Source organism: Paenibacillus enshidis, assembly GCF_042136365.1.
GTDB classification, from domain to species: Bacteria; Bacillota; Bacilli; order Paenibacillales; family Paenibacillaceae; genus Paenibacillus; species Paenibacillus enshidis.
Map to the genome: position 1 here is coordinate 361,233 of NZ_JBHHMI010000002.1, position 20,011 is coordinate 381,243.

Consider the following 20,011-nt stretch of genomic DNA (forward strand, 5'->3'; position numbering starts at 1 on the left):
GCCCTGGAAAAGGAAAACATTCGTTGCGCCCCGCTGTACAGGCAAAACAAAACAGGGATTCCGCACAGCCGAAAGCTGCTGGGGCATCCCTGTTTTGAGTGTATTTTTACTCTTCTTTATATTCGATATCTTCTATGGTCAACTGCTGCTGCTCGTCCAGCTTGCTGAACAGAAGCTGCGTCTCTTCCTCCAGCTGATCCGTATCCTCAAACAGCTCAGGCTGTGGCAGCTCGTCGAGGCTTCCCAGGCCAAAGTACTCCATAAATGCTTTGGTCGTTCCGTAAAGAATCGGCCTGCCAATGGCGTCTGCCCGCCCTGTCTCTTCGATCAATTCTTTATTGACAAGCGTATGAATGGCACGCTCGGATTTCACTCCACGTATTTCTTCAATCTCGATCCTGGTGATGGGCTGCCTGTAGGCGATGATCGCCAATGTTTCCAGAGCAGCCTGGGAAAGGGACACACGTGCCGGGGAATATGCCAGCTTTTCGAAATAAGGGGCATGGTCGGAAAGTGTGGCAAGCTGGTATCTGCCGGCCAACTTCAGCATCTGCAGCCCTCTTCCTTCCTTTTGCATATCGTTCTTCATGTCTTCAAGACAATCCGTGACCAGTTCAGGGCGCTGCTCTGTAATTTCGGCAATTTGCTTCACGGTCAAGCCTTCTTCACCCGCGAGAAACAGCAGCCCCTCAATAATCGATTTCAGTGTCGGATAATCCATCAGCACGTAAATCCCCTCTCCACTCCATCACAATATCATCAAAAACTTTCTCCTGATAACATACAATCTGCTTCATCTTCATCAGCTCCAGAATGGCGAGAAACGTCACCACAATCTCGTGCCGCTGCATGTCGTCATGCATCAGCCGCGAGAACAGCAGCCGGCTGCCCGGGCCCGCCTTTTCGAGCACGGTCAGCACCTGCCGTATCCGGTCCTTTACGGAGATTTCGTCCCTATGGATCCGGGCTACCGTGGTTCTCCGCTCCGCTCTGCGCAGCGCACGCTTAAAGGCGGCGATCAAATCAGCCGTGTGCAATCCAAGCACCGGGTTGGCCGGCTCGCTTGGAACGTAAGAACTCAAGTCTTCAGGCTCCTTGCTGAACATGAGGCTGCGTTCCCATTCCTTTTCGCTGAGATGGCGGGCAATTCCTTTATACTTGCGGTATTCTATCAGCTTCTGTACCAGCTCTTCGCGCGGATCGTAATCCTCATCCTCGTACATGTCATATTCGTCCATGTCGATGACCGGCGGTTTCGGAAGCAGCAGCTTGCTTTTAATCGACAAAAGGGTCGCCGCCATGACCAGAAATTCGCTTGTAACGTCCAGCTCAAGCTCCTGCATCGTATGAATGTAGTTCATATATTGATCCGTGATTTCACTGATCGGTATGTCCTGAATGTCAATCTCAGCTTTCTCGATCAGATGCAGAAGCAAATCAAGTGGCCCCTCAAACGTTTCCAGTTTATAAGTTACTACCGTCAAAGCATTTTTCCTCCCGCCAAATTCACAAACTGCAGTGTATCAGAATGTCAGAGCATTTGATAACCCGAGTTAAAACTGTTTTGTCAGATTCGCCATTTCAATCGCAGCCATCGCGGAATCCCAGCCTTTATTGCCAGCCTTCGTGCCTGCGCGTTCAACAGCCTGTTCAATATTTTCCGTCGTGACAATGCCGAAAATAACCGGCACGCCTGTTTTGAGATTAATGGCGGCCACACCCTTGGCTACCTCATTGCACACATAGTCGTAATGGGTTGTTGATCCGCGGATGACCGTTCCGAGCGTAATGACGGCATCAAACTTTCCGCTTTCCGCCATTTTTTGGGCAATCAAAGGGATTTCGAAAGCCCCGGGCACCCATGCGACCGAAATCTCATCATCGCCAGCCCCATGCCGCTTCAGTGCATCAAGCGCCCCACTCAGCAGCTTGTTTGTAATAAATTCATTGAATCTTCCAACTACAATACCATATTTTAATCCGGAGGATACAAGATTTCCTTCAAAGTAATTTGCCATTCTGATCATCAGCCTTCCCGAGTTTGGTTTTTAAGTATAATACTGCTTTATTAATGCTCATTCTGCTCCAGCGTTTCGAACGTAAGAAGATGTCCCAGCTTCACCTGCTTTGTATGAAGATAATTGGAGTTATCCTCATTCTCCGGAATTTGAATAGGCACACGTTCGACCACTTCAAGACCGTAACCCTCCAGGCCTTTAATTTTTCTTGGGTTATTGGTCAGCAGCCGAATCTGGCGCACCCCCAAATCCCTGAGCATTTGGGCACCAATGCCGTAATCGCGCAGGTCAGCCGAAAAACCAAGCTTCAGATTGGCGTCTACCGTATCAAGACCTTCTTCCTGAAGTTTATAGGCTTTCAGCTTATTTATCAACCCGATACCCCTGCCTTCCTGTCTCATATAAAGGAGAATACCGGCGCCCTCTTCCTCGATTTGGTTTAAAGCAGCCGCGAATTGCGGCCCGCAGTCACAGCGGTGCGAATGGAACACATCGCCTGTCAGGCATTCAGAGTGGACCCGCACCAGGACCGGTTTCGCGGGATCAATCTCGCCTTTGACCAGCGCTACATGCTCCTTGTTGTCCACCTCATTGGAATAAGCCACCGCCTGGAACTCTCCAAAGTCGGTCGGCATGCGCACAGCCACCTCCCGCTCCACAAGCTGCTCGCTGGCGATCCGGTAGCTGATCAGATTTTTAATGCTGATCAACTTCAGACCGTGCTGGGCGGCAATGATCGCCAGGTCCGGCAGCCGGGCCATCGTCCCGTCCTCCTTGATCACTTCGCAGATCACGCCAGCCGGTGCGGCGCCGCTCAGCTTGGCCAGATCCACGGCAGCTTCGGTGTGGCCTGCCCGTCTTAACACGCCGCCTTTCTTGGCGATCAGCGGAAACATATGGCCAGGTCTGCGGAAATCACCCGCCGCTGCCGCCGGATCAACGAGCGCCTTGGCGGTCATGGAACGCTCTACAGCGGAAATTCCTGTCGTTGTTTGAGCATGGTCCACCGACACGGTAAACGCCGTGCCGTGATAATCCGTATTTTGCGACACCATCGGCTTAAGTTCAAGCTCATCAGCCCGCTCCTGCGTAATGGCCACACATACGAGACCGCGTCCCTGCGTGATCATAAAGTTGATCGCCTCCGGGCTGGCCTTGTCGGCTAGCACCACAAAATCCCCTTCATTCTCACGATCCTCATCATCCACCACGATGACAACCTTGCCCTGTTTGAGATCGGTTATGGCATCCTCAATCGAATCAAAAACGATATTCTGTTCCATGTATTTTTCCCTCCTTGTTCATGTTGAATGGATACCGGACTTGCCTCAGGAGAACCCGTGCTCAGCCAGGAAATCGAGATCCAGCTGTTTAGGGACTTGCGGCTCCCGATTGTTCCTGTTGAAGAACAACAAATGCTCCACATATTTGCCGAGAATATCGCATTCGATATTGACAGTATTCCCCGCCCGCTTGCCGCGTAAAGCCGTCGCTTCCAGCGTGTGCGGAATAATGGATACGACGAAGGACGACTCCTGCAGCATGGCCACCGTCAGGCTGATCCCGTCGATGGTCACAGAACCTCTCGGCACCAGATATTTGAACAGCGCATCATCATCCGGTATGATCTCGTACACGACCGCATTCTGGTCCCGGGTGATACGGGCAATCCGGCCGGTCCCATCCACATGGCCTTGCACGATATGGCCGCCAAACCGGCCGCCCGCTGCCATGGCCCGCTCCAGATTGAGAGGGCTGCCGGACTGAAGCTCGCTTAAATTGCTGTGCCGGTATGTCTGGGGCATGACATCCACCGTGAAGCTTCGTTCACCGATTTTGGTTGCTGTCAGACATACCCCGTTCACGGACACACTGTCGCCAATTTTCAGATCCTCAAGCACTACCGCAGCGGAAATCTCCAGCTCCATCGCTTCCCCGCTGCGTGCAGCTTTGCGGAGGATGCCCACTTCTTCAATAAGACCTGTAAACAACGGCTCCTGCCTCCTTTCTAGTTACCCAAGGCCTTATTAGCCTGTATTCCTACAACCGGAATGCTCAGAACAGTACGAAAAACCGTCTATCGATTAAAAAGCCCCCGGCGTATATCGCCAGGGGCAGGGATTAAGTAGTGAATCAACTTTCATTAAGCATACACAAACAAACTTCAAAAGCTCAAATCTATGTACAAGGCTACGAGAAATAAGCCTCCGCACTCATGCAAACCGCACTGGCCAGACTGAACATTTTGAAAATGTGTATATGAAAGTTAGCGCTTGACTGCAAAATGCGCTGCGTCCACCATCCTTCTCCCATCCAGACTATACTGTCGGTCCCGGATTCGCACCAGGTCCACCTTCAGCCACTCTTGACAAGCAGCATCCGGGTCACGGACTGAGCCGCCTGAAATCATGTTATTCAAGCGTCATCACCGCCGGTAGGGAATTTCACCCTGCCCCGAAGGATAGCTATTCGATTAGGACTGCCTAAACTTCAAAAGGCAGGAATTTCTTCAGTCGGTTGTAATTGAGCAAATCGTAACACTTTGAAACACAAAAAGCAAGCAGGTGTTCTTTTGTACGGTAAGAGGTGCTCCGAGAACGAAGCATTCCTACAATCGCTGTTGACCCTTCGGGCCAAAGGCGACCGCTCCGCTTTTCCGGAATTGCTTCGTCCTCTCCGCTGCAACGTGCATCTCCCTGCCAAAACCAAAATTCAAGCGATTCAGACTGATGCGGATATTGCTTTTGGTTGGCCTTATATATTCGAATATACTCAGACAGTAGATTAGACATTTTTATTTTTGTTTAGTTTTAAAAACTTCAATTATATTCATTAAGAAAAAAATTAAGATAATGATAATGAGTAAAAATTTTAAAGTTAATAGGAATGTATTGCTTGTTACTATCCAAGTGTATCCAAATGCAATACCCAACACCGATATTACAATATTCTCTATGTGTTTACTTTGAAACCTTGTCATAATAAATTTCATGACCATTATAACTGTAATTATTACAAGAAAAATCCATCCAAAATATAAAGTCATATTTTCCTCCTCCACTAAAGTTATAAGCCTAAATCAATTGATTTAGGCTTATAACTTTATACTTATGATATACGCTAAATGTTTCTCACATAATTGTAGGCTCTTTCTAAATCGTCATTGCAATCGTTGTAATCGTTATAGGCTGCTATAGCAGATGCAACTGCACCAGATCCAGAAATGACACCCCCAATCAAAGTCTCCCAAGTTACTACAACACCACCAATGGCAGCAGAAAATAATGCCATATTGTCACGGAAAGAACCATAGTGATCGGAAAATAAATCCATAGTATTCATTGCGCGAACCACATAAGAATTAGAAATTCTACCTGTTGCACTTGCATGATTGCCCCCAGGTCTAAACGTCTTGGTTAACTCACTGTAAGTATTAAATGTGTAAGTAGTATAGTCCCCATAATAATGGCTGATCTCTGGGACTCCACCGGAATCCTGTGCTGCAGCTATAGATAAATTCGAATCTGGAAGAGGTACATCAATAGGTTGAGATAAGATTTCTTGATCTACCTGTTCCCCATTAATGAAGTATTCGCCACTATCAGTTACTTCAAACTTAACACTCTCGGATTTGTCTTGTAAATCATTTTTCACTTCAGTAGAGGCCTCCGGTGTAAATTCATAATGACTTTTTGTTGTCAGCAAAACCTCCGTTTTGTCTTCTTCTACATTGCGATTATTGATACAATCAGCAAAGAAGATACCATCATTTTAAATTTAACCAAAATAAAACCTCTTTTTGTAATATTATTACATAGACAATTTTACCATGGAAAAAAAGGGCTGTAAATCTCTAAAATAACATTTCAAGAGAGTTGATTTCATAATTCAATTTGTGCGCGCTGTTCTCCCTACAACCCGAGTAGAAATACTCGACAAAGGGGGAGCGGTGTATTTATATACATCGAACTTTGTATCTGAATGGGCAGGGGAAGTACCTGCTTAGGTGGAAAGCCTGCAAACCTACCCTAAGACCCGCGACATGCGAAAAGGATTCTCTCCCTTTTGGTATGAGAGCTCGCTGAGGACGGCGAAACGCAGACCTGTGAAGCGGTTAGCAAAGTAGTCGGGGGGTCACGCGTTGCTAAGGTCAGGATGTGCCTGCTGGCACCGACGAATCTCTGAGCGTACGGCTCGTAAATTTCAGTGTCGGCGAATCAGAAGCTGCACGCCCCTGTTAAGGGGTTCAGTCATGGCTGGTGTAGTTAAATTGTGCATTCGGCGATCTCTATCCGGCATAGGATAGAAGTTCTGCGTCCACAGGCTGGGGACAAAAGAACGGCTGACGGGTTAAAGGAGAAACCTAAGGCAACGATAAAAGACTAGGATACAAGGAACAGCGGAACTCTGAAAGGGGATGCAAAGGAGAGAGAACTCCAAAGCCTCGAAACAGCAGGGAATGGCTGTTGAATTCAGAGGGCAGCAGCCCGTAGTAGTGAGGACAGGTCGCCGATAGTCACTACGCCTAGCGATAGGCGAAGGAGGATACAAACGACCCGAGCGAAGGGGCATAGTCATGGCGAAGTTTTTTTTTCTGGAAACGAAGCATACAACCGTTAGGGAAGCCGATGCGCAAACCTGACTAATCCCAAAACAATTCCCTCGAAGGAGGTGATTGCCTTGGCCCAACCATCTAACTTATCTGGACAAACAGTTCTATCGACAGACTTTAAAGCCGGATCTCGTCATCGATCCTAAGTGACGGCAACGATTTTGATTGACAAAACTAATCACAAGATATACAGTTGATCTATCAACAGTTGATAGATCAATGGAATGGAGGCTTTAATGGATCTAGAAACACTAAAAGAACAAATATATTATCAAATCCAGTTGGTCAATAAAGATTTATACACTAAGTTTGAGTTCTGCGTTGGAAGCAGTCCTTCCCGAACTGAAATTTTAAAGTTTCTTTATGAGAATGGAAAAATAGCACAAATGAGTCTTCAAAAGAAACTTAACATTGATAAAGCTGCAATAACTAGACATTTAAAACAACTGGAAGCGTCAAATTATATTGAGCGTACCAAAGAAGATAAAGACCAGCGTGTAACATGGGTAGAGCTTACTTCTTCTACAAAAGAAGAAATCGATTATTTGTTTAAACAAAGAGAGCGATTTCTAAGTGAAATCCTTGCCGACTTCTCATATGAGCAGTTAAAAGTGTTTTATGAAATGTTAAATACCATGCAAGACAATATTTTAAAAACGACAAAATAATAAAACAACATGGAGTGATTGAAATGGATTCGAATAAAACAAAAGAGCGCAAAGATACATTTAAGCAGATCATAGAAGAACGTCGCTCTATCAGAAACTATGATGTGAATGCAAAAATCTCTCGAGAAGAGATAGAAGAAATGCTTGAATTAGCAACAAAGGCGCCCTCTTCAACTAATCTGCAGCCATGGCGTTTTATTGTTATTGAAAGTCCTGAAGCAAAAGAAAAATTACTTCCGTTAGCTGCCTTTAACAGTAAGCAAGTAACAACTTCTGCTGCTGTGATTGCCGTATTCGGCGATTTAGATCATGTAGAATATCTAAATGAAATTTATTCAAAAGCTGTAGAAATAGGCGTTATGCCTCAAGAAGTAAAAGATCGAATGGTAGAACAGATTTCTGCAGGATATGCTACATTAACCAGAGAGCAGAAAAAGGAAGTTGTGCTAATTGATAGCGGATTAGTTTCGATGAATTTAATGTTAGTAGCGAAAGCGTATGGTTATGACACGAACCCGATTGGTGGTTATGATCGAGAAAATCTAGGAGAAGTTTTCGGATTAGAGAAGGAACGTTATGAACCTATCATGTTGATATCAATTGGGAAAGCTATAGAAGAGGGATATCCTTCCTATCGTTTACCGGTCTCAACCGTAGCGAAATTCCATTGAGATACGGTTATTCTAATACATTCCTATAATGAATTTTGAGCGTGTTGTTATGTGTATAACTGCTCGGGAAACCTTTATAAAGAACGTTCCAAAGAGGATTTTTCGCTCAGCACAAAAGATCCAAGACAGAAGACTTCTTCACTGTCCTGGATCTTTTTTTGTCAAAGCAGGAATCTTAGAAGGATCATTTGATAACGCAAGAGTGACTGCTTTATGTTGTCTGGGATACGCACACAGCAGCGGAGAGGACGAAGCAATTCCGGAGAAGCGCAGCGTTCGCCTTTGGCCCGAAGGGTCAACAGCGATTGGAGGAATGCTTCGTTCTCGGAGCGCCTCACACCATGCAAAAGGAGATCAATTATGCCTGAAGCTCCATATATTTTTGGGAAAGCTCTTCAAACCATACTTTATCATTCATCTGCAGCGCCAGATCGATTAAATCCGCCAGTTCTTCTCTTTCCAGTTCAACATCATCATCAAAGGAAACGACGGCTGTAGCCAGCGGGTTCTGCTTGAAGCCATTGCGGAAATCATAATCCAGCCGCAGATCGATAATCCCGTCAATATATTCACATTTCAGGAAATATATGATTTCACACATCAGTACAGGACGCACTTCATTTTCCAGAATGCAGTCCATTACTTTTGCGGAGTAATGCTGGTTGGTAAGACTGAATTTATGGTCAGCCGCCGGTCTTTCTCTGCCAAAATCATCCGTGAATTTCAGCTCAACCGGGTACAGGTTCATTACTTTTCCCATCTGCTTTTTCGTTATCTCGATTATTTCACTTGTATCCAGGGTAATCATTCGGCACCTCTCCATACTTTTCTTATTCCAAGCGAATAACGCCGTTGTTCTAGGCCGTATGCCTTTACACCTATATCGGATGTTCATCCGTATTTTTTAACCCTTAGTCTACCATGCTTCCTAAACTATTGAAAATTCCTTTTTCTTCATTGTTCACATAAACTATTAAATTCAAACGTTTGATAAAAAAATAGAGTCTGACCCCTTTGGTTTAAGGGTTAGACTCAGTATGTGCATGATCCGTATTAGACTTAAATGGTGATTATTACGCAGTTCGAATCTTTAAACAAATCCATGATGCAGCCGGATAAACTTATGATCTGTTTTGGTGTTACAAAATCAATCTGCGATTTGCCGCTTTAATTCATCTATGATTTGATCAGTGGCAGTCTCACCTGCCGCGATGCACTCCATCGTTTTGGTAAAGTCAAAAGCCGCAAACTGCCCCACATCAGGACGAATCACCAAGTCGGCCAAATGCAGGTTGTTATGCTTTCTCTCCGCCGTCATCAAGCTGTAAGAGCGGTAGACAATTTCAATCATGTTGCGGGGCGGTTTCTTCTCATGCTCACGGGCTACATCAACGGCAATAATGAAATCTACTGGCTCCTTTTGCATGACATTAACCGGCAAGTTATTAAGCACACCCCCATCCACCAGCATTTGATCATTTACCATAAGAGGGCTAAATACGCCCGGAAATGCTGTAGTCGCCCGTACAGCCGTCACCAGATCACCTGTTTCCAGCATAACCTGCTTGCCTTCCATAAGATCGACGGAAATTGCTTTAAAAGAAATCGGAAATTGTTCAATTTTTAAATCCGCTCTGCTGTGTCTCTCCAACAGCCCGCCAACGATCTGAGTAATGCCGTTGCCGGCAAGCAAGCCCCGCTGCCAGAGGGCAAGATCGATAAAACGGTATTTAGGTGTATAAATGAAGGTGCTTTCAATTTCGCTCGCTGTAATTCCCGCTGCATACAATCCGCCAATGGCTCCCCCCATACTGGTACCGATAATGCAGTGAATGGGAATCTCATTCTTCTCCAGTGATTTTAATACTCCTATATGCGCCAGCCCCCGAACAGCTCCACCGCCCAAAACTAATCCTATTTTTTTCATTCTTTTCCCTTCCGTCACTTTTTTCATCAAACCCCCGTCTTAAACAGAATCCCCAAAAGACCAAAAAACTAAACGTGAGAATCTTAGTCTAGGAAAGAGCCTCCTTTACAAAATCGGACAAGAGCTCCTGTTCCCGACTGGACAAATCTCCGATCATCGTCACGCACTTCCCCATTAGTTCCGCTATTTCACTGCCCATTTCTTCACTGGCTGTTTGAATAACCGTGCCCATCACAGTGCCTGCAAACATAAGCAAGGTGGTGTGATGACCGGAAGTTTTGTGAATCAGCCTTTGAATAGCCGTTTCTGTCCTGCCACCGACCTTCTTCACATAAGCCATGAAAATGCCGAGTAAATATCCACAAAACTCCAAATTCGATTGCTTTCCCGGAATTTCATCCAGCATTTTCTTCAGTAAGTCTTGTATACTGTTATGCTTTATACTGTTTAGTAATTGCCGAATCGCATGTACTGTCTCTTCCCAATTCTCAATCGCAATAACATTGGACCGCTGCTGCTGAAACAGCTCGGTCGCTTTTTCTGTGGGAGCAAACACGACCTGGGATCTGCCTGTCTCATTGGGATTTACTTCATAACTGCGCGTAACGTACCCGGATTTCTCAATCTCTTTTAACATATCATAGGCCGTCCACTTGCTTACACCAAGAACCTTGGCCAATGTTTCATAATGAATAGGCAACCGCGTTTTTTGATACAGCTCCACGAGTTGATCCAAAAATTGAAATCTCCGCTTTGACATGGTCATAGAATGTGTCCTCCCTCTTGCCGCCTTGCAATTGAGTTTTTGGGTTTTTTGTGTTTTAATAATAACATCCTGCAAGCATGCAGTCAATGTGACAAGTTTTGTTTTTGGGTCTTTTGTGTTGTGTATAGTATCTTAAACATTATCCAGAGCGCATCTGAAAAATTGGACATACCGATGGACAAATTTTATGTCAACATTCATAAATACGGAAACTCTTCTGCTGCATCCATCCCGATCGCTTTAGCCGAAGCCGTCGCGCAAGAAAGTATTTCCCCTGGCGATCTTGTCATGATGATCGGATTCGGCGCCGGGCTTTCCTGGGGAGTCACCGTGATGCAGACATCCTGTCTGCCCCTTGTCAACTCTCTCGCCATTGGCGACAATCCGCATGTCCGGACCCGTTTCTAAGACAAAATATAGCGGCGGTCTTTCCCAAGCCAAGCTCCAGGAAAAGACCGCCGCTTTATTAAAACTCTTTAAGACGCCCGTTGATAACCGGGTTGCTTACGCGTCAAACACCGTAACTTCCTTCATTTTGTCGCCTTGCTTCACGGCATCAATGTGCTCCATGCCGCTGATCACTTTACCAAACACGGTGTGCACTCCGTCCAGATGCGGCTGTGGCGCATAACAAATAAAGAACTGACTGCCACCGGTGTTGCGTCCGGCGTGAGCCATGGAGAGCACGCCTTTTTCGTGTTTGGTCGTGTTGGTAGCCGTTTCGCAATCGATAGTGTAGCCAGGACCGCCTGTGCCGTTGCCGACCGGGCAGCCGCCTTGAGCCACGAAGCCCGGAATCACGCGGTGGAAGCTCAGGCCGTTATAGAAGCCGCTGTTGGCCAGCTTTTCGAAATTTGCTACCGTATTTGGAGCTTCTTCAGGGAGGAACTGGATTTCAACGACTCCGCCGTTTTCAAGCACAATTTTACCTTTTTTCATCTATTGCACACCCCGTCCATCAAATTTGGCGCCCGGAGGATGGATTACGTTCCGTCCGGACTGCTGTCAGAGAGACATCAGACTCCAGTGTACTATGAATCCCGGCGCTTGGCAAAGTCTTCTACATTCATTACACTAGCGTACGGCTGCTCACACGTGCAGGGATCAGATCGTTGCGCACCAGGTCCTCATGGCTCTCGCGGCGCACGACAAGCTCTGCCTTGCCGCCCATGGCGAACACAACCGCAGGGCGGCGAATCCGATTGTAATTACTGGCCATCGAGTAGTTATAAGCGCCGGTGGATGCCACCGCGAGCAGATCACCGCTCTTGACCCTTGGCAGCTCGACATCCCAGATCAGCATGTCGCCGCTCTCGCAGGCCTTTCCGGCGATGGATACCGTTTCCTCGTCCGGATCATTGGCACGGTTGGCCAGCATGGCCTCATATTTCGCCTGATAAAGGGCAGGTCTCGGATTATCCGTCATGCCTCCATCGACTGATACATATTTACGCACCTCGGGAATATCCTTAATGCTTCCGACCGTATAGAGCGTGGTCCCTGCATCACCAACGATGCTGCGGCCCGGTTCGATCCAGATTTCCGGCAGTGTGGCGTTAATGCCGGCAAAATGGGTTTTGACCGCTTCGGCAATAGCTTCCACATAACGGGATACCGGCAGTGGCGCATCCTCGTCCGTATAACGAATCCCGAAGCCGCCGCCAAGATTAATGACCTTGAATTCCGCTCCGAGCTCTTCTTTTACCAACCTTGTAAATGCGGCCACACGCTCGGCGGTAACCTGGAAGCCATCCACCTCGAAGATTTGGGAACCGATATGGGAATGAATGCCGAGCAGATTCAACTGACTTTGCTGAAGCGCCAGTTTGACCGCCTCCATGGCCGCCCCGTTGCCGATATCAAATCCGAACTTGGAGTCGGTCTGGCCTGTCGAGATGTATTCATGCGTATGGGCTTCTACACCTGGCGTCACACGGAGCAGGATATTGGCCCGCATATTCCGCTCGGCAGCAAGCGACTGCAGCAGGTACAACTCGGTCAGGTTATCCACGACAAAACAGCCGATCCTGGCGTCCAGCGCCATTTCCAGCTCTGCAGGCGTTTTGTTATTTCCGTGGAAATGAATCCGCTCAACCGGAAACCGTGCCTGAAGAGCCGTATACAGCTCACCGTCCGACACCACATCCAGGGACATGCCCTCTTCCGCGGCCAGGGCGCACATAGCCACTACACAGAACGCCTTACTTGCATAGGCCACCTGAAAAGAAAGCCCTGTCGCGCGAAAAGCTTCGATAAATTCACGGCAGCGGCGGCGGACCAGCTGCTCGTCAACGACATATAGCGGTGTGCCGAATTGCTCTCTCAGCACAGTCGCGTCACAACCGCCTATCTCCAAATGCCCATGGGCATTAATTTTGCTGGTACCATGTAAATACATATCCTGGGGCCTCTCTTTCCGGAACAGCGCTTATTCCAAAGAATGTCTACATTAGTATAGCAAAAAATGCGCGGCGGGCAACGGATTTTTATGCACTAATCCTGGTTTCAGCTTATCCTTCAACTGCCTCCCTCACGCTCCGGCATGCGTGTGGAATCACGCGGCTTGTTATATGACGGTCTCTTTTCATCCTCCATCACCGATTTGCGCACAAGGATGGACAGCATGCCCCTGGCGTTGAAAGGAATAAAAGGCCACATATACGAAGAATTGTAAGAGCGGTGTACCGTAAGCAGCACAAGAATAGCGGTTACACCGATCACAAACCCTTTTACCTTAAAGGCGGCCACCAGCACCAGCAGCACGAGCCGTATCAATCGGTTGGCAAGCCCCAGCTCATAGCTTGGCGTTGCAAACATGCCAATGGCCGCGATAGCCATATATAGAACCACCTCGTTAACGAACAGTCCGGTTTTGACGGCAACATCGCCGATCAGAATCGCTGCGATCAATCCCATGGCGCTGGCGAGAGGTGTGGGTGTATGTACAGCCGCCATTCTCATCAGATCCACCCCAAACTCAATCAGCAGAAATTGCAGGATCAGGGGCAGCTTCGCCGCCTTCTGGGGACCGATAAAATCGAGCACAGGCGGCTTCAGCTCAGGGCTGATCACCATCAGCATCCAGAGCGGAAGCAGGAACAACGAGGCAAAAATGCCGGCAAAGCGGATCCAGCGCAAATAACTCCCCATAAACGGAGACTGCCTGTTTTCCTCCGCATGCTGGCACAGATCAAAAAAGGTCGTCGGCAAAATCATGACGCTGGGGGATGTATCGACAAACAGAACAACCCTTCCCTCGAGCAGATGGGAGGCCACTACGTCAGGCCGCTCCGAATAGCGCACCAGCGGGTACGGGTTCCATTTCTTGCCGGTCATCGCCTCCTCAAGCTGCTTGTCAGCCAGCGGAATACCGTCAATGACGATCTTTTTGATTTTGGCCCTGACCGATTCCACCAGCTTTTTATCTGCAATATCATCGATATAGGCAAGACATACATCTGTTCGCGTGCGGCGGCCGACCTGCATCACTTCATATTTGAGCCCCGGATCACGCAGACGTCGCCGTACAAGCGCCACGTTGGTCATTAACGTCTCCGTGAAGCCGTCCCGTGAACCGCGAACCACGCGTTCAATGCTAGGTTCATCAGGTCCTCTTGACGGATACTGACGGGTATCGACAAGAATAACCTTGCGCTCTCCCTCGATAAAAAAAGCGCTCATCCCGGTTAGCACCTTATTAATGGCTGCTGACATCTGATCCGCCAGCTCTACCTGGACATGCGGGATAAAGCGTTCAAAATAGGAGTGCAAGGCATTTGAAGATAAGTCCTTTGGTGTCACATAACTGAGCCGGTCAAGCAGCTCGGTCAGAATCAGTGAATTCGCAAATCCATTTATAAAGAAAATGCCCACTTTCCTGCCGCCAAAACTCATTTCCCGCAGAACGACATCAAAAGATGCACCCAGTCCCACAGTATCCTCTAATGTCTTCTTGTTATCCTCCAGTCTGGTGGATATCGCATCGTCCCCCTGCCAATACAGCACAGATTCTTTGACATTATCGGAGATTTCATGATCAACCTTCTCCTGATGACGCTTGCGGGCTTCCGCATCTCCCCCGTCTCCGTTCTCCTGGCCGGCTGGCGGGTGCAGCACAGCCTCTGTATCTCCTTCATGCTGTGTAGTACGGTCCATTCGCTCTATCGCCTCCTCAGCTGTCCAATAAAGTTAGTATGAGAAAGCTGGCGGATTTTATCCTTAATCGGCAAGTTCTTTTCGTAGTGACTGACAAAGATATTCATTTAGGGACTGTCAAGAAACAACCACCCTAATAGAAATATCTAGAAGTAAAAAAGCACGGTTCGTTACAATCTGCTAGACTGAAAGAAACGTTCTCGCCAGGAGTTCAGTTTTCACCGTTACCCAGTGCGTATTCAGGTAAGCTTGTAGATTCAATACCGTTACACCGTCCACACCGAGTGCTCCCCCGTTTTGCACTACTCGTTTGTATGCAAGCCGAAGGTTATCTCTTTCCAGCCAGTTGTTCTGGTCTTCGCGAGAGGAAGCGGCACTTGTGCCGATGAAGAACTCGGCGCTCCAGCATACCCTAGCGGCTTCCTAGAGATGACGTCCATACTGGGCGCACTAAAAAAGCTGATACCGATAGAGTACCGACGCAGTTTGCCGCGTAGGATCTTTCCTCAATGTCTACAAAATGAGGTCTTGACCAAAGTATGCGCGATGGTTTTTCCTGTCTGAATATACAGTTGTGTTGATCAGGTCAATTAGCTCTAAATCAAAGGATTTTATTGTTCAACAAAATTGATGAGCAAATTCAACTGATCTACATTCTCAATGCCCCACTTCCGAATATCCCCCTTCGACTCATTGTCTGTCAAATAATCGAATGCCGGAGATAATTCCTGATGCCCACTATCAATGACTTCGAACAGATATGGAATAGCTGGAGTGCCTAACGCCTTTAATTGATCGACTTTCTCAGTATCGCTGATCGGTTCATTGGCTATCCTTTTTACCTTGTTGGGAATTTCTTTAAGATAGGCCGTATATATCTTTAGAAATTCTTTTCCTGTATTCCAATCCGTCTCTTTTCTCATATCCACTTTCGATATCTGTTCAAGAGCTATGGCGTAGATATATTCTATTAAGCCATCTTGTTCTGAATTGTCTAACAACTGCTTCAGCTCAGGCAATGCAGCGACTCCTAAAGCAATAATTGCCTCGAAATCTTCGTTATTCTTTACATAGTCATACGGATTAGAATTAGCACTTATTTCCGATGAAGCCGGATTATTAATAGATTGTTGAATTTTGTTGATACTTGAATAAACCCGTTCATCTACATCTACTTGACCCTTAGAGCAAGAAGACAAAGAACCGATAATGACTATAGTAGCAATAACAACAGATATCTGGCGAACTATTATATTGAAAAAGAAAATAACCTTCCTCATCATTACATCCTTTCCAACAAAAATATACTATTTTATCCTACAATATAGCTCTATTTATTTAACATCTGTTTACTGCGTGGTTCATTACTAATCGCTTGCAGGCGCTCCATAATGTATAATGATCGCTCATTTCGATCTTCTCCAACAATGTGTTCAGCACTGTACTCATCCACAATTCGTCCATCACGGAATAGAACAACACGATCACCATATGTAGCAACATACGGATCATGAGTAACGATGAGCATCGATTGTCCAAGCTTATCACGCATATTGAGAAGCAATTCAAGTATGTCTGCTGAATTACGCGAGTCAAGATTGCCCGTTGGCTCATCAGCAAGCAGTATGGCTGGTTTATGGATTAACGCACGCGCAATAGCAACCCGCTGTTGCTGACCTCCAGACAACTCCGCTGGACGGTGCTTACCTCGTTCTGACAAACCTACTAAATGCAATATCTCCTCTGTCAGAGCGGTAATCTTCTTCTTTGGTTGACCTGCAAGAATTAGAGGCAGTGCTACGTTCTCTTCTGCTGTTAAAGCGCTAATAAGATTGAAGAATTGGAACACGAACCCAATCATATCCCGCCGATAATGAGAGACTTCTGGTTCGCGATAGAACTTCTGCCACTCACCATCCTTAACCTTGAGCTTACCTTCCGTAGGTGGTTCTAGTCCGCCTAGGAGCTGTAACAGCGTCGTCTTACCTGATCCACTTGGACCCATTAACATGACAATCTCTCCTGCTGCCAAGTCCAAGTCTACATGGTCTAACGCCACGACTTGATTCAGTTCTTGCCCATAAATCTTCGTAAGATTTCTTACAGCTAATATTGAATTTGAATCTCTCACGAGTACTCCCTCCCCATTACATCTTTTGTTCTACTGATATCGACGTTTATCCCACAACATCATATACGTTTTCCTCTTGATACCACTCTGCCTGTGCCTGAAACATCGCTTTATATTCACCGCCTAATTGGATCAATTCATCGTGATTTCCTTGCTCAACCAATACTCCATTCTTCAATACAAGTATACGGTCCGCTAGACGTGCGGGACCTAAGCGATGGGAGACCATAAATGCGGTTCTACCAGCAGCTAAACTTTGAAAGGTTCGGAATATTTCCAGTTCTGCTAATGGATCTAAGGCGGATGTAGGTTCATCAAGAATCAATATTTCAGCATCTCTAACAGTTGCACGTGCAATCGCTATTCGTTGCCACTGTCCTCCAGACAATTCAACCCCACCCTTAAACTCCGATCCCAGACGTGTACCCATCCCTTCAGACAAACGATGCACCATCTCGTTTAATCCTACTGCTGTCAATGCATCTAGCGTCTCATCTTGACTTAATTGTTTATGCATTGCCCCAAAAGCAACATTATCATGAATAGAATAGTTATACTGTACAAACTGTTGGAAAACTGCCGATACATGAGTCAGGTAGCTGTCTATACTGAAGTTTTGCAGTGCTTCATTGTCGATATAAATATTTCCTTGTGATGGTGAGTACAAGCCAAGTAAACAGTTCATGAGCGTCGTCTTGCCTGCACCATTCTCTCCAACAATGGCAATCGTCTCCCCACGCTTAACCGTAAAAGAAATATCCGTCAGTACTTTACGTTCCGTGTTCGGATAAGTAAAATGTAATCCGCTCACTCTTAATTGTTCATAGTGCTGGGGGAACTCTAATTCGCCTGTTGACTTAGAAGCCTCAGGAAGAGCTAAATATTGATACAAATGATTAATGAATGAGCTCATTTCCAACACTTGACCTAGATTCGCACCAATACTTCCCATCGTTCCTTGCACAATTACAACAGCACTCATTAACGCCACGTAATCCCCTAGTGTTAACACGTTTTTATTGATTTGCATCACAAGCATGATAGCTACCGCTAATGCAGAAAACTGCAGTATAAGCACACCTGCAATGCGCCCTCGTCCTTCTTTAGCATACTGCTTCAATACTTTATTACGAACACTAACAAATAAATGCGCCCAACGTTTGATCAATAAATCTCCTAACTGAAATATTCGAATTTCTTTTGCCGCGTGTTTGGACAGCATAAGTCGAAACGTATAATCGATCTCCCTGCCTTGTTGTGTCGTTGCCACTGCTAAACGATACCGTCTTTTCTTAGCTATCAGTAAAATAATAATACCAGGAAGGGTAGAGCTAATGAGTAATAGAGGCAGACTCCAATGAACGATATTCAACATCACTACGACTGTAAATAAGGAAACAACGTTACTAAATGAAGTAAAGGCACTGCGAATAACCTCCGCCCCGCTACGACTTAATGCTTGCGATACCATACTTAATTCATCATAAAATCGAGCATCTTCATAATAGTAGTAGGGAACATATAGTGATTTGCGTAAGACGCTGCGCTGTAGGCGAAAGTTCGTATCTTCCTTTGCAATATTAAACAGATATTCACTTGTCTCCGATAAAATGCTATTTATAATATTAAGTCCATATATCGAAGCAACGAGTAATAATACAGGCAACAAATTTGCAGTATTGGCAGTAGCAGTGCTAATGGCATCTATTGATACTTTCTGTAACCAAATTTGCATAGCGGGTATTGCCGAAATCAGTAGCATTAGTAGTACCCAGCATGTTACTGCCAACGGTCTTACTTGCCACATAACACTAACAATTCTCCATAAGTTATACAAGGAGGTTCTTAGCTCTATCTTGTTTCGATCAATTTTTGACTTCATAAAGGCTACGCCTCGCTACACTCTGGTTCTCTCGTTCTAATAGCTTATCTAAGAAGTGTTCAACCTTCCCCTTATTCACCGACTGACGTGCTACAATGACCCCTTGTTCATTTATTACATACGCAAATGGAAAGCGATGTATACGCCATTTCTTGACGACTTCAATATCTGAGACTATTCTAACAGCTGGCAATGCTCGTTCCGCTAAAGACCACATCATGCTCGCCTGTTCTGCATTCTTATCCAGAATAATCAATTTAATCGGCATGTGAGAATATGTCTTTGCTATCTTAGGTACAATCGCCATCATTTCACGGCAAAATGTGCATCCATAATCTACAACGAACAAGATAGTTTGGCGCTCCTCACCCGCTTCGTAGACAGTAGCAAACGGCTGCGCCTCACCGGTAGTAAGTGAATAAACAGGTATCGGCGGCATAGCGATCCCTGGTAGTAACCCTTCTTCTGCAAATTCTCGATGGGATAACCTCCATAACCGCACAAACAAGATGAATAATATAGCAATTCCTAGCCAAAGTGCTAACATTGATTGCTGCCAAATCGGCATAACGTATTCCCCCATCCGTTCCATTTACCATTCAATAGTACTGCCAGCACAACACCTAAACTTCCACAGTTACTAATGGATTGACTTCTCAAATGAATACACTGTTGCACACATACTAAGAACAAGTAACAACAGAGCAGGTAACAATATCAAGGTAACAAATTGTTGAAAAGAGATTGTAATCAAAAGAGACAACGATGGCTGTATTGACCAGATCATAACTGGTAATGCATAGATAAGATAGATGATATTCTGCACGATCCCTGCCTTACCCAATTTTGTACTCATCCATCTTCCATGACAACCGCAAGTCATATCTATCTTTCGCACTAATGCATAACGATGCAACCCGATAAAGCCTATAAATAGCACACTAACTACAATCGCTGCCATACGAGCCAAGTATCCAAATAAGATCAAGCTACCCGTTGCAAATTCTACACCTATGAGTAGAACAGCAATCAATTTATTCAGGTTGTTAGGGGTTAACTTTAGTAAGTTCATAATATCCAGCAGACTTCCTATCGATAATAGCTTCAATATTGCTGATAGCAACAACATCAAGCCAAGTGCAATTTGCATAATAAGTGCTAAATAATCCATAGACACCACC

20 protein-coding genes, 1 pseudogene and 1 riboswitch are annotated in these 20,011 nt (G+C 45.9%); of the genes and pseudogenes, 3 read left to right on the forward strand and 18 right to left on the reverse strand.

Annotated features, from left to right (window positions below; genetic code table 11):
* Positions 1-106: 106 nt before the first annotated feature.
* From scpB to ACE41H_RS04320, 6 genes are all read right to left on the reverse strand, one after another.
* Entirely contained in the window at positions 107-721 is a 615-nt protein-coding gene (gene scpB, locus ACE41H_RS04295) for an SMC-Scp complex subunit ScpB (protein WP_375353559.1), read from the reverse strand.
* Positions 690-1,484, reverse strand: coding sequence for a segregation and condensation protein A (locus tag ACE41H_RS04300; protein ID WP_375353560.1), 795 nt, complete (start codon positions 1,482-1,484; stop codon positions 690-692). The genes scpB and ACE41H_RS04300 overlap by 32 nt, the downstream gene beginning before the upstream one ends.
* A 69-nt stretch (positions 1,485-1,553) precedes the next feature.
* Positions 1,554-2,018 carry a 6,7-dimethyl-8-ribityllumazine synthase gene (gene ribH, locus ACE41H_RS04305; protein ID WP_375353609.1) on the reverse strand — a complete coding sequence of 155 codons (465 nt, stop codon included), beginning with the start codon at positions 2,016-2,018 and terminating at the stop codon, positions 1,554-1,556.
* Positions 2,019-2,068: 50 nt separating this feature from the next.
* Entirely contained in the window at positions 2,069-3,301 is a 1,233-nt protein-coding gene (locus ACE41H_RS04310; protein WP_375353561.1) for a bifunctional 3,4-dihydroxy-2-butanone-4-phosphate synthase/GTP cyclohydrolase II, read from the reverse strand.
* 45 nt (positions 3,302-3,346) lie between these two features.
* Positions 3,347-4,009, reverse strand: coding sequence for a riboflavin synthase (gene ribE, locus ACE41H_RS04315; RefSeq protein ID WP_375353562.1), 663 nt, complete (start codon positions 4,007-4,009; stop codon positions 3,347-3,349).
* A gap of 306 nt (positions 4,010-4,315) precedes the next feature.
* Positions 4,316-4,484: riboswitch (FMN riboswitch) on the reverse strand.
* A gap of 654 nt (positions 4,485-5,138) precedes the next feature.
* Positions 5,139-5,723, reverse strand: coding sequence for a hypothetical protein (locus tag ACE41H_RS04320; RefSeq protein ID WP_375353563.1), 585 nt, complete (start codon positions 5,721-5,723; stop codon positions 5,139-5,141).
* Between the two features lie 1,143 nt (positions 5,724-6,866).
* Between ACE41H_RS04320 and ACE41H_RS04325 the strand changes: the two genes are divergently transcribed.
* Positions 6,867-7,298: a MarR family winged helix-turn-helix transcriptional regulator gene (locus ACE41H_RS04325; RefSeq protein ID WP_375353564.1), complete on the forward strand. Its 432-nt coding sequence runs from the start codon at positions 6,867-6,869 to the stop codon at positions 7,296-7,298.
* A gap of 23 nt (positions 7,299-7,321) precedes the next feature.
* Positions 7,322-7,969 (forward strand): nitroreductase family protein, encoded by a 648-nt coding sequence (locus ACE41H_RS04330; RefSeq protein WP_375353565.1) that lies wholly within the window; start codon positions 7,322-7,324, stop codon positions 7,967-7,969.
* A gap of 358 nt (positions 7,970-8,327) precedes the next feature.
* On the opposite strand, the gene ACE41H_RS04335 is transcribed toward ACE41H_RS04330, so the two are convergent.
* The 3 genes from ACE41H_RS04335 to ACE41H_RS04345 all read right to left on the reverse strand — a co-directional run bounded on the left by ACE41H_RS04335 (position 8,328) and on the right by ACE41H_RS04345 (position 10,662).
* The gene (locus ACE41H_RS04335) at positions 8,328-8,777 is read right to left on the reverse strand and encodes an IDEAL domain-containing protein (RefSeq protein WP_375353566.1); all 450 of its coding nucleotides are present in this window, start codon (positions 8,775-8,777) and stop codon (positions 8,328-8,330) included.
* 339 nt (positions 8,778-9,116) lie between these two features.
* Positions 9,117-9,896, reverse strand: a complete 780-nt coding sequence (locus tag ACE41H_RS04340) for a patatin-like phospholipase family protein (RefSeq protein ID WP_375353567.1) — start codon at positions 9,894-9,896, stop codon at positions 9,117-9,119.
* 88 nt (positions 9,897-9,984) lie between these two features.
* The gene (locus tag ACE41H_RS04345) at positions 9,985-10,662 is read right to left on the reverse strand and encodes an Lrp/AsnC family transcriptional regulator (RefSeq protein WP_375353568.1); all 678 of its coding nucleotides are present in this window, start codon (positions 10,660-10,662) and stop codon (positions 9,985-9,987) included.
* Positions 10,663-10,665: 3 nt separating this feature from the next.
* Here ACE41H_RS04345 and ACE41H_RS04350 point away from each other — a divergent pair, with 3 nt between their 5' ends.
* Positions 10,666-11,070 carry a 3-oxoacyl-[acyl-carrier-protein] synthase III C-terminal domain-containing protein gene (locus tag ACE41H_RS04350; protein WP_375353569.1) on the forward strand — a complete coding sequence of 135 codons (405 nt, stop codon included), beginning with the start codon at positions 10,666-10,668 and terminating at the stop codon, positions 11,068-11,070.
* A gap of 96 nt (positions 11,071-11,166) precedes the next feature.
* On the opposite strand, the gene ACE41H_RS04355 is transcribed toward ACE41H_RS04350, so the two are convergent.
* The 9 genes and pseudogenes from ACE41H_RS04355 to ACE41H_RS04395 all read right to left on the reverse strand — a co-directional run bounded on the left by ACE41H_RS04355 (position 11,167) and on the right by ACE41H_RS04395 (position 20,001).
* Positions 11,167-11,601 (reverse strand): peptidylprolyl isomerase, encoded by a 435-nt coding sequence (locus tag ACE41H_RS04355; RefSeq protein WP_375353570.1) that lies wholly within the window; start codon positions 11,599-11,601, stop codon positions 11,167-11,169.
* A 130-nt stretch (positions 11,602-11,731) separates the two neighbouring features.
* Positions 11,732-13,060 (reverse strand): diaminopimelate decarboxylase, encoded by a 1,329-nt coding sequence (gene lysA / locus ACE41H_RS04360; RefSeq protein ID WP_375353571.1) that lies wholly within the window; start codon positions 13,058-13,060, stop codon positions 11,732-11,734.
* A gap of 119 nt (positions 13,061-13,179) precedes the next feature.
* A complete protein-coding gene (locus tag ACE41H_RS04365; protein WP_375353572.1) occupies positions 13,180-14,817 on the reverse strand; it encodes a spore germination protein in 1,638 nt (545 codons plus the stop codon).
* Between the two features lie 192 nt (positions 14,818-15,009).
* Positions 15,010-15,257, reverse strand: a pseudogene (locus ACE41H_RS04370) (group II intron reverse transcriptase/maturase); the annotation flags it as partial.
* 171 nt (positions 15,258-15,428) lie between these two features.
* Positions 15,429-16,100, reverse strand: a complete 672-nt coding sequence (locus tag ACE41H_RS04375) for a hypothetical protein (RefSeq protein WP_375353573.1) — start codon at positions 16,098-16,100, stop codon at positions 15,429-15,431.
* A gap of 47 nt (positions 16,101-16,147) precedes the next feature.
* Positions 16,148-16,948 carry an ABC transporter ATP-binding protein gene (locus ACE41H_RS04380; protein ID WP_375353574.1) on the reverse strand — a complete coding sequence of 267 codons (801 nt, stop codon included), beginning with the start codon at positions 16,946-16,948 and terminating at the stop codon, positions 16,148-16,150.
* Between the two features lie 46 nt (positions 16,949-16,994).
* Positions 16,995-18,755: an ABC transporter ATP-binding protein gene (locus ACE41H_RS04385; protein WP_375353575.1), complete on the reverse strand. Its 1,761-nt coding sequence runs from the start codon at positions 18,753-18,755 to the stop codon at positions 16,995-16,997.
* Positions 18,756-18,813: 58 nt separating this feature from the next.
* Positions 18,814-19,398 (reverse strand): TlpA family protein disulfide reductase, encoded by a 585-nt coding sequence (locus ACE41H_RS04390; protein WP_375353576.1) that lies wholly within the window; start codon positions 19,396-19,398, stop codon positions 18,814-18,816.
* Between the two features lie 72 nt (positions 19,399-19,470).
* A complete protein-coding gene (locus tag ACE41H_RS04395; RefSeq protein WP_375353577.1) occupies positions 19,471-20,001 on the reverse strand; it encodes a MauE/DoxX family redox-associated membrane protein in 531 nt (176 codons plus the stop codon).
* Positions 20,002-20,011 lie beyond the last annotated feature (10 nt).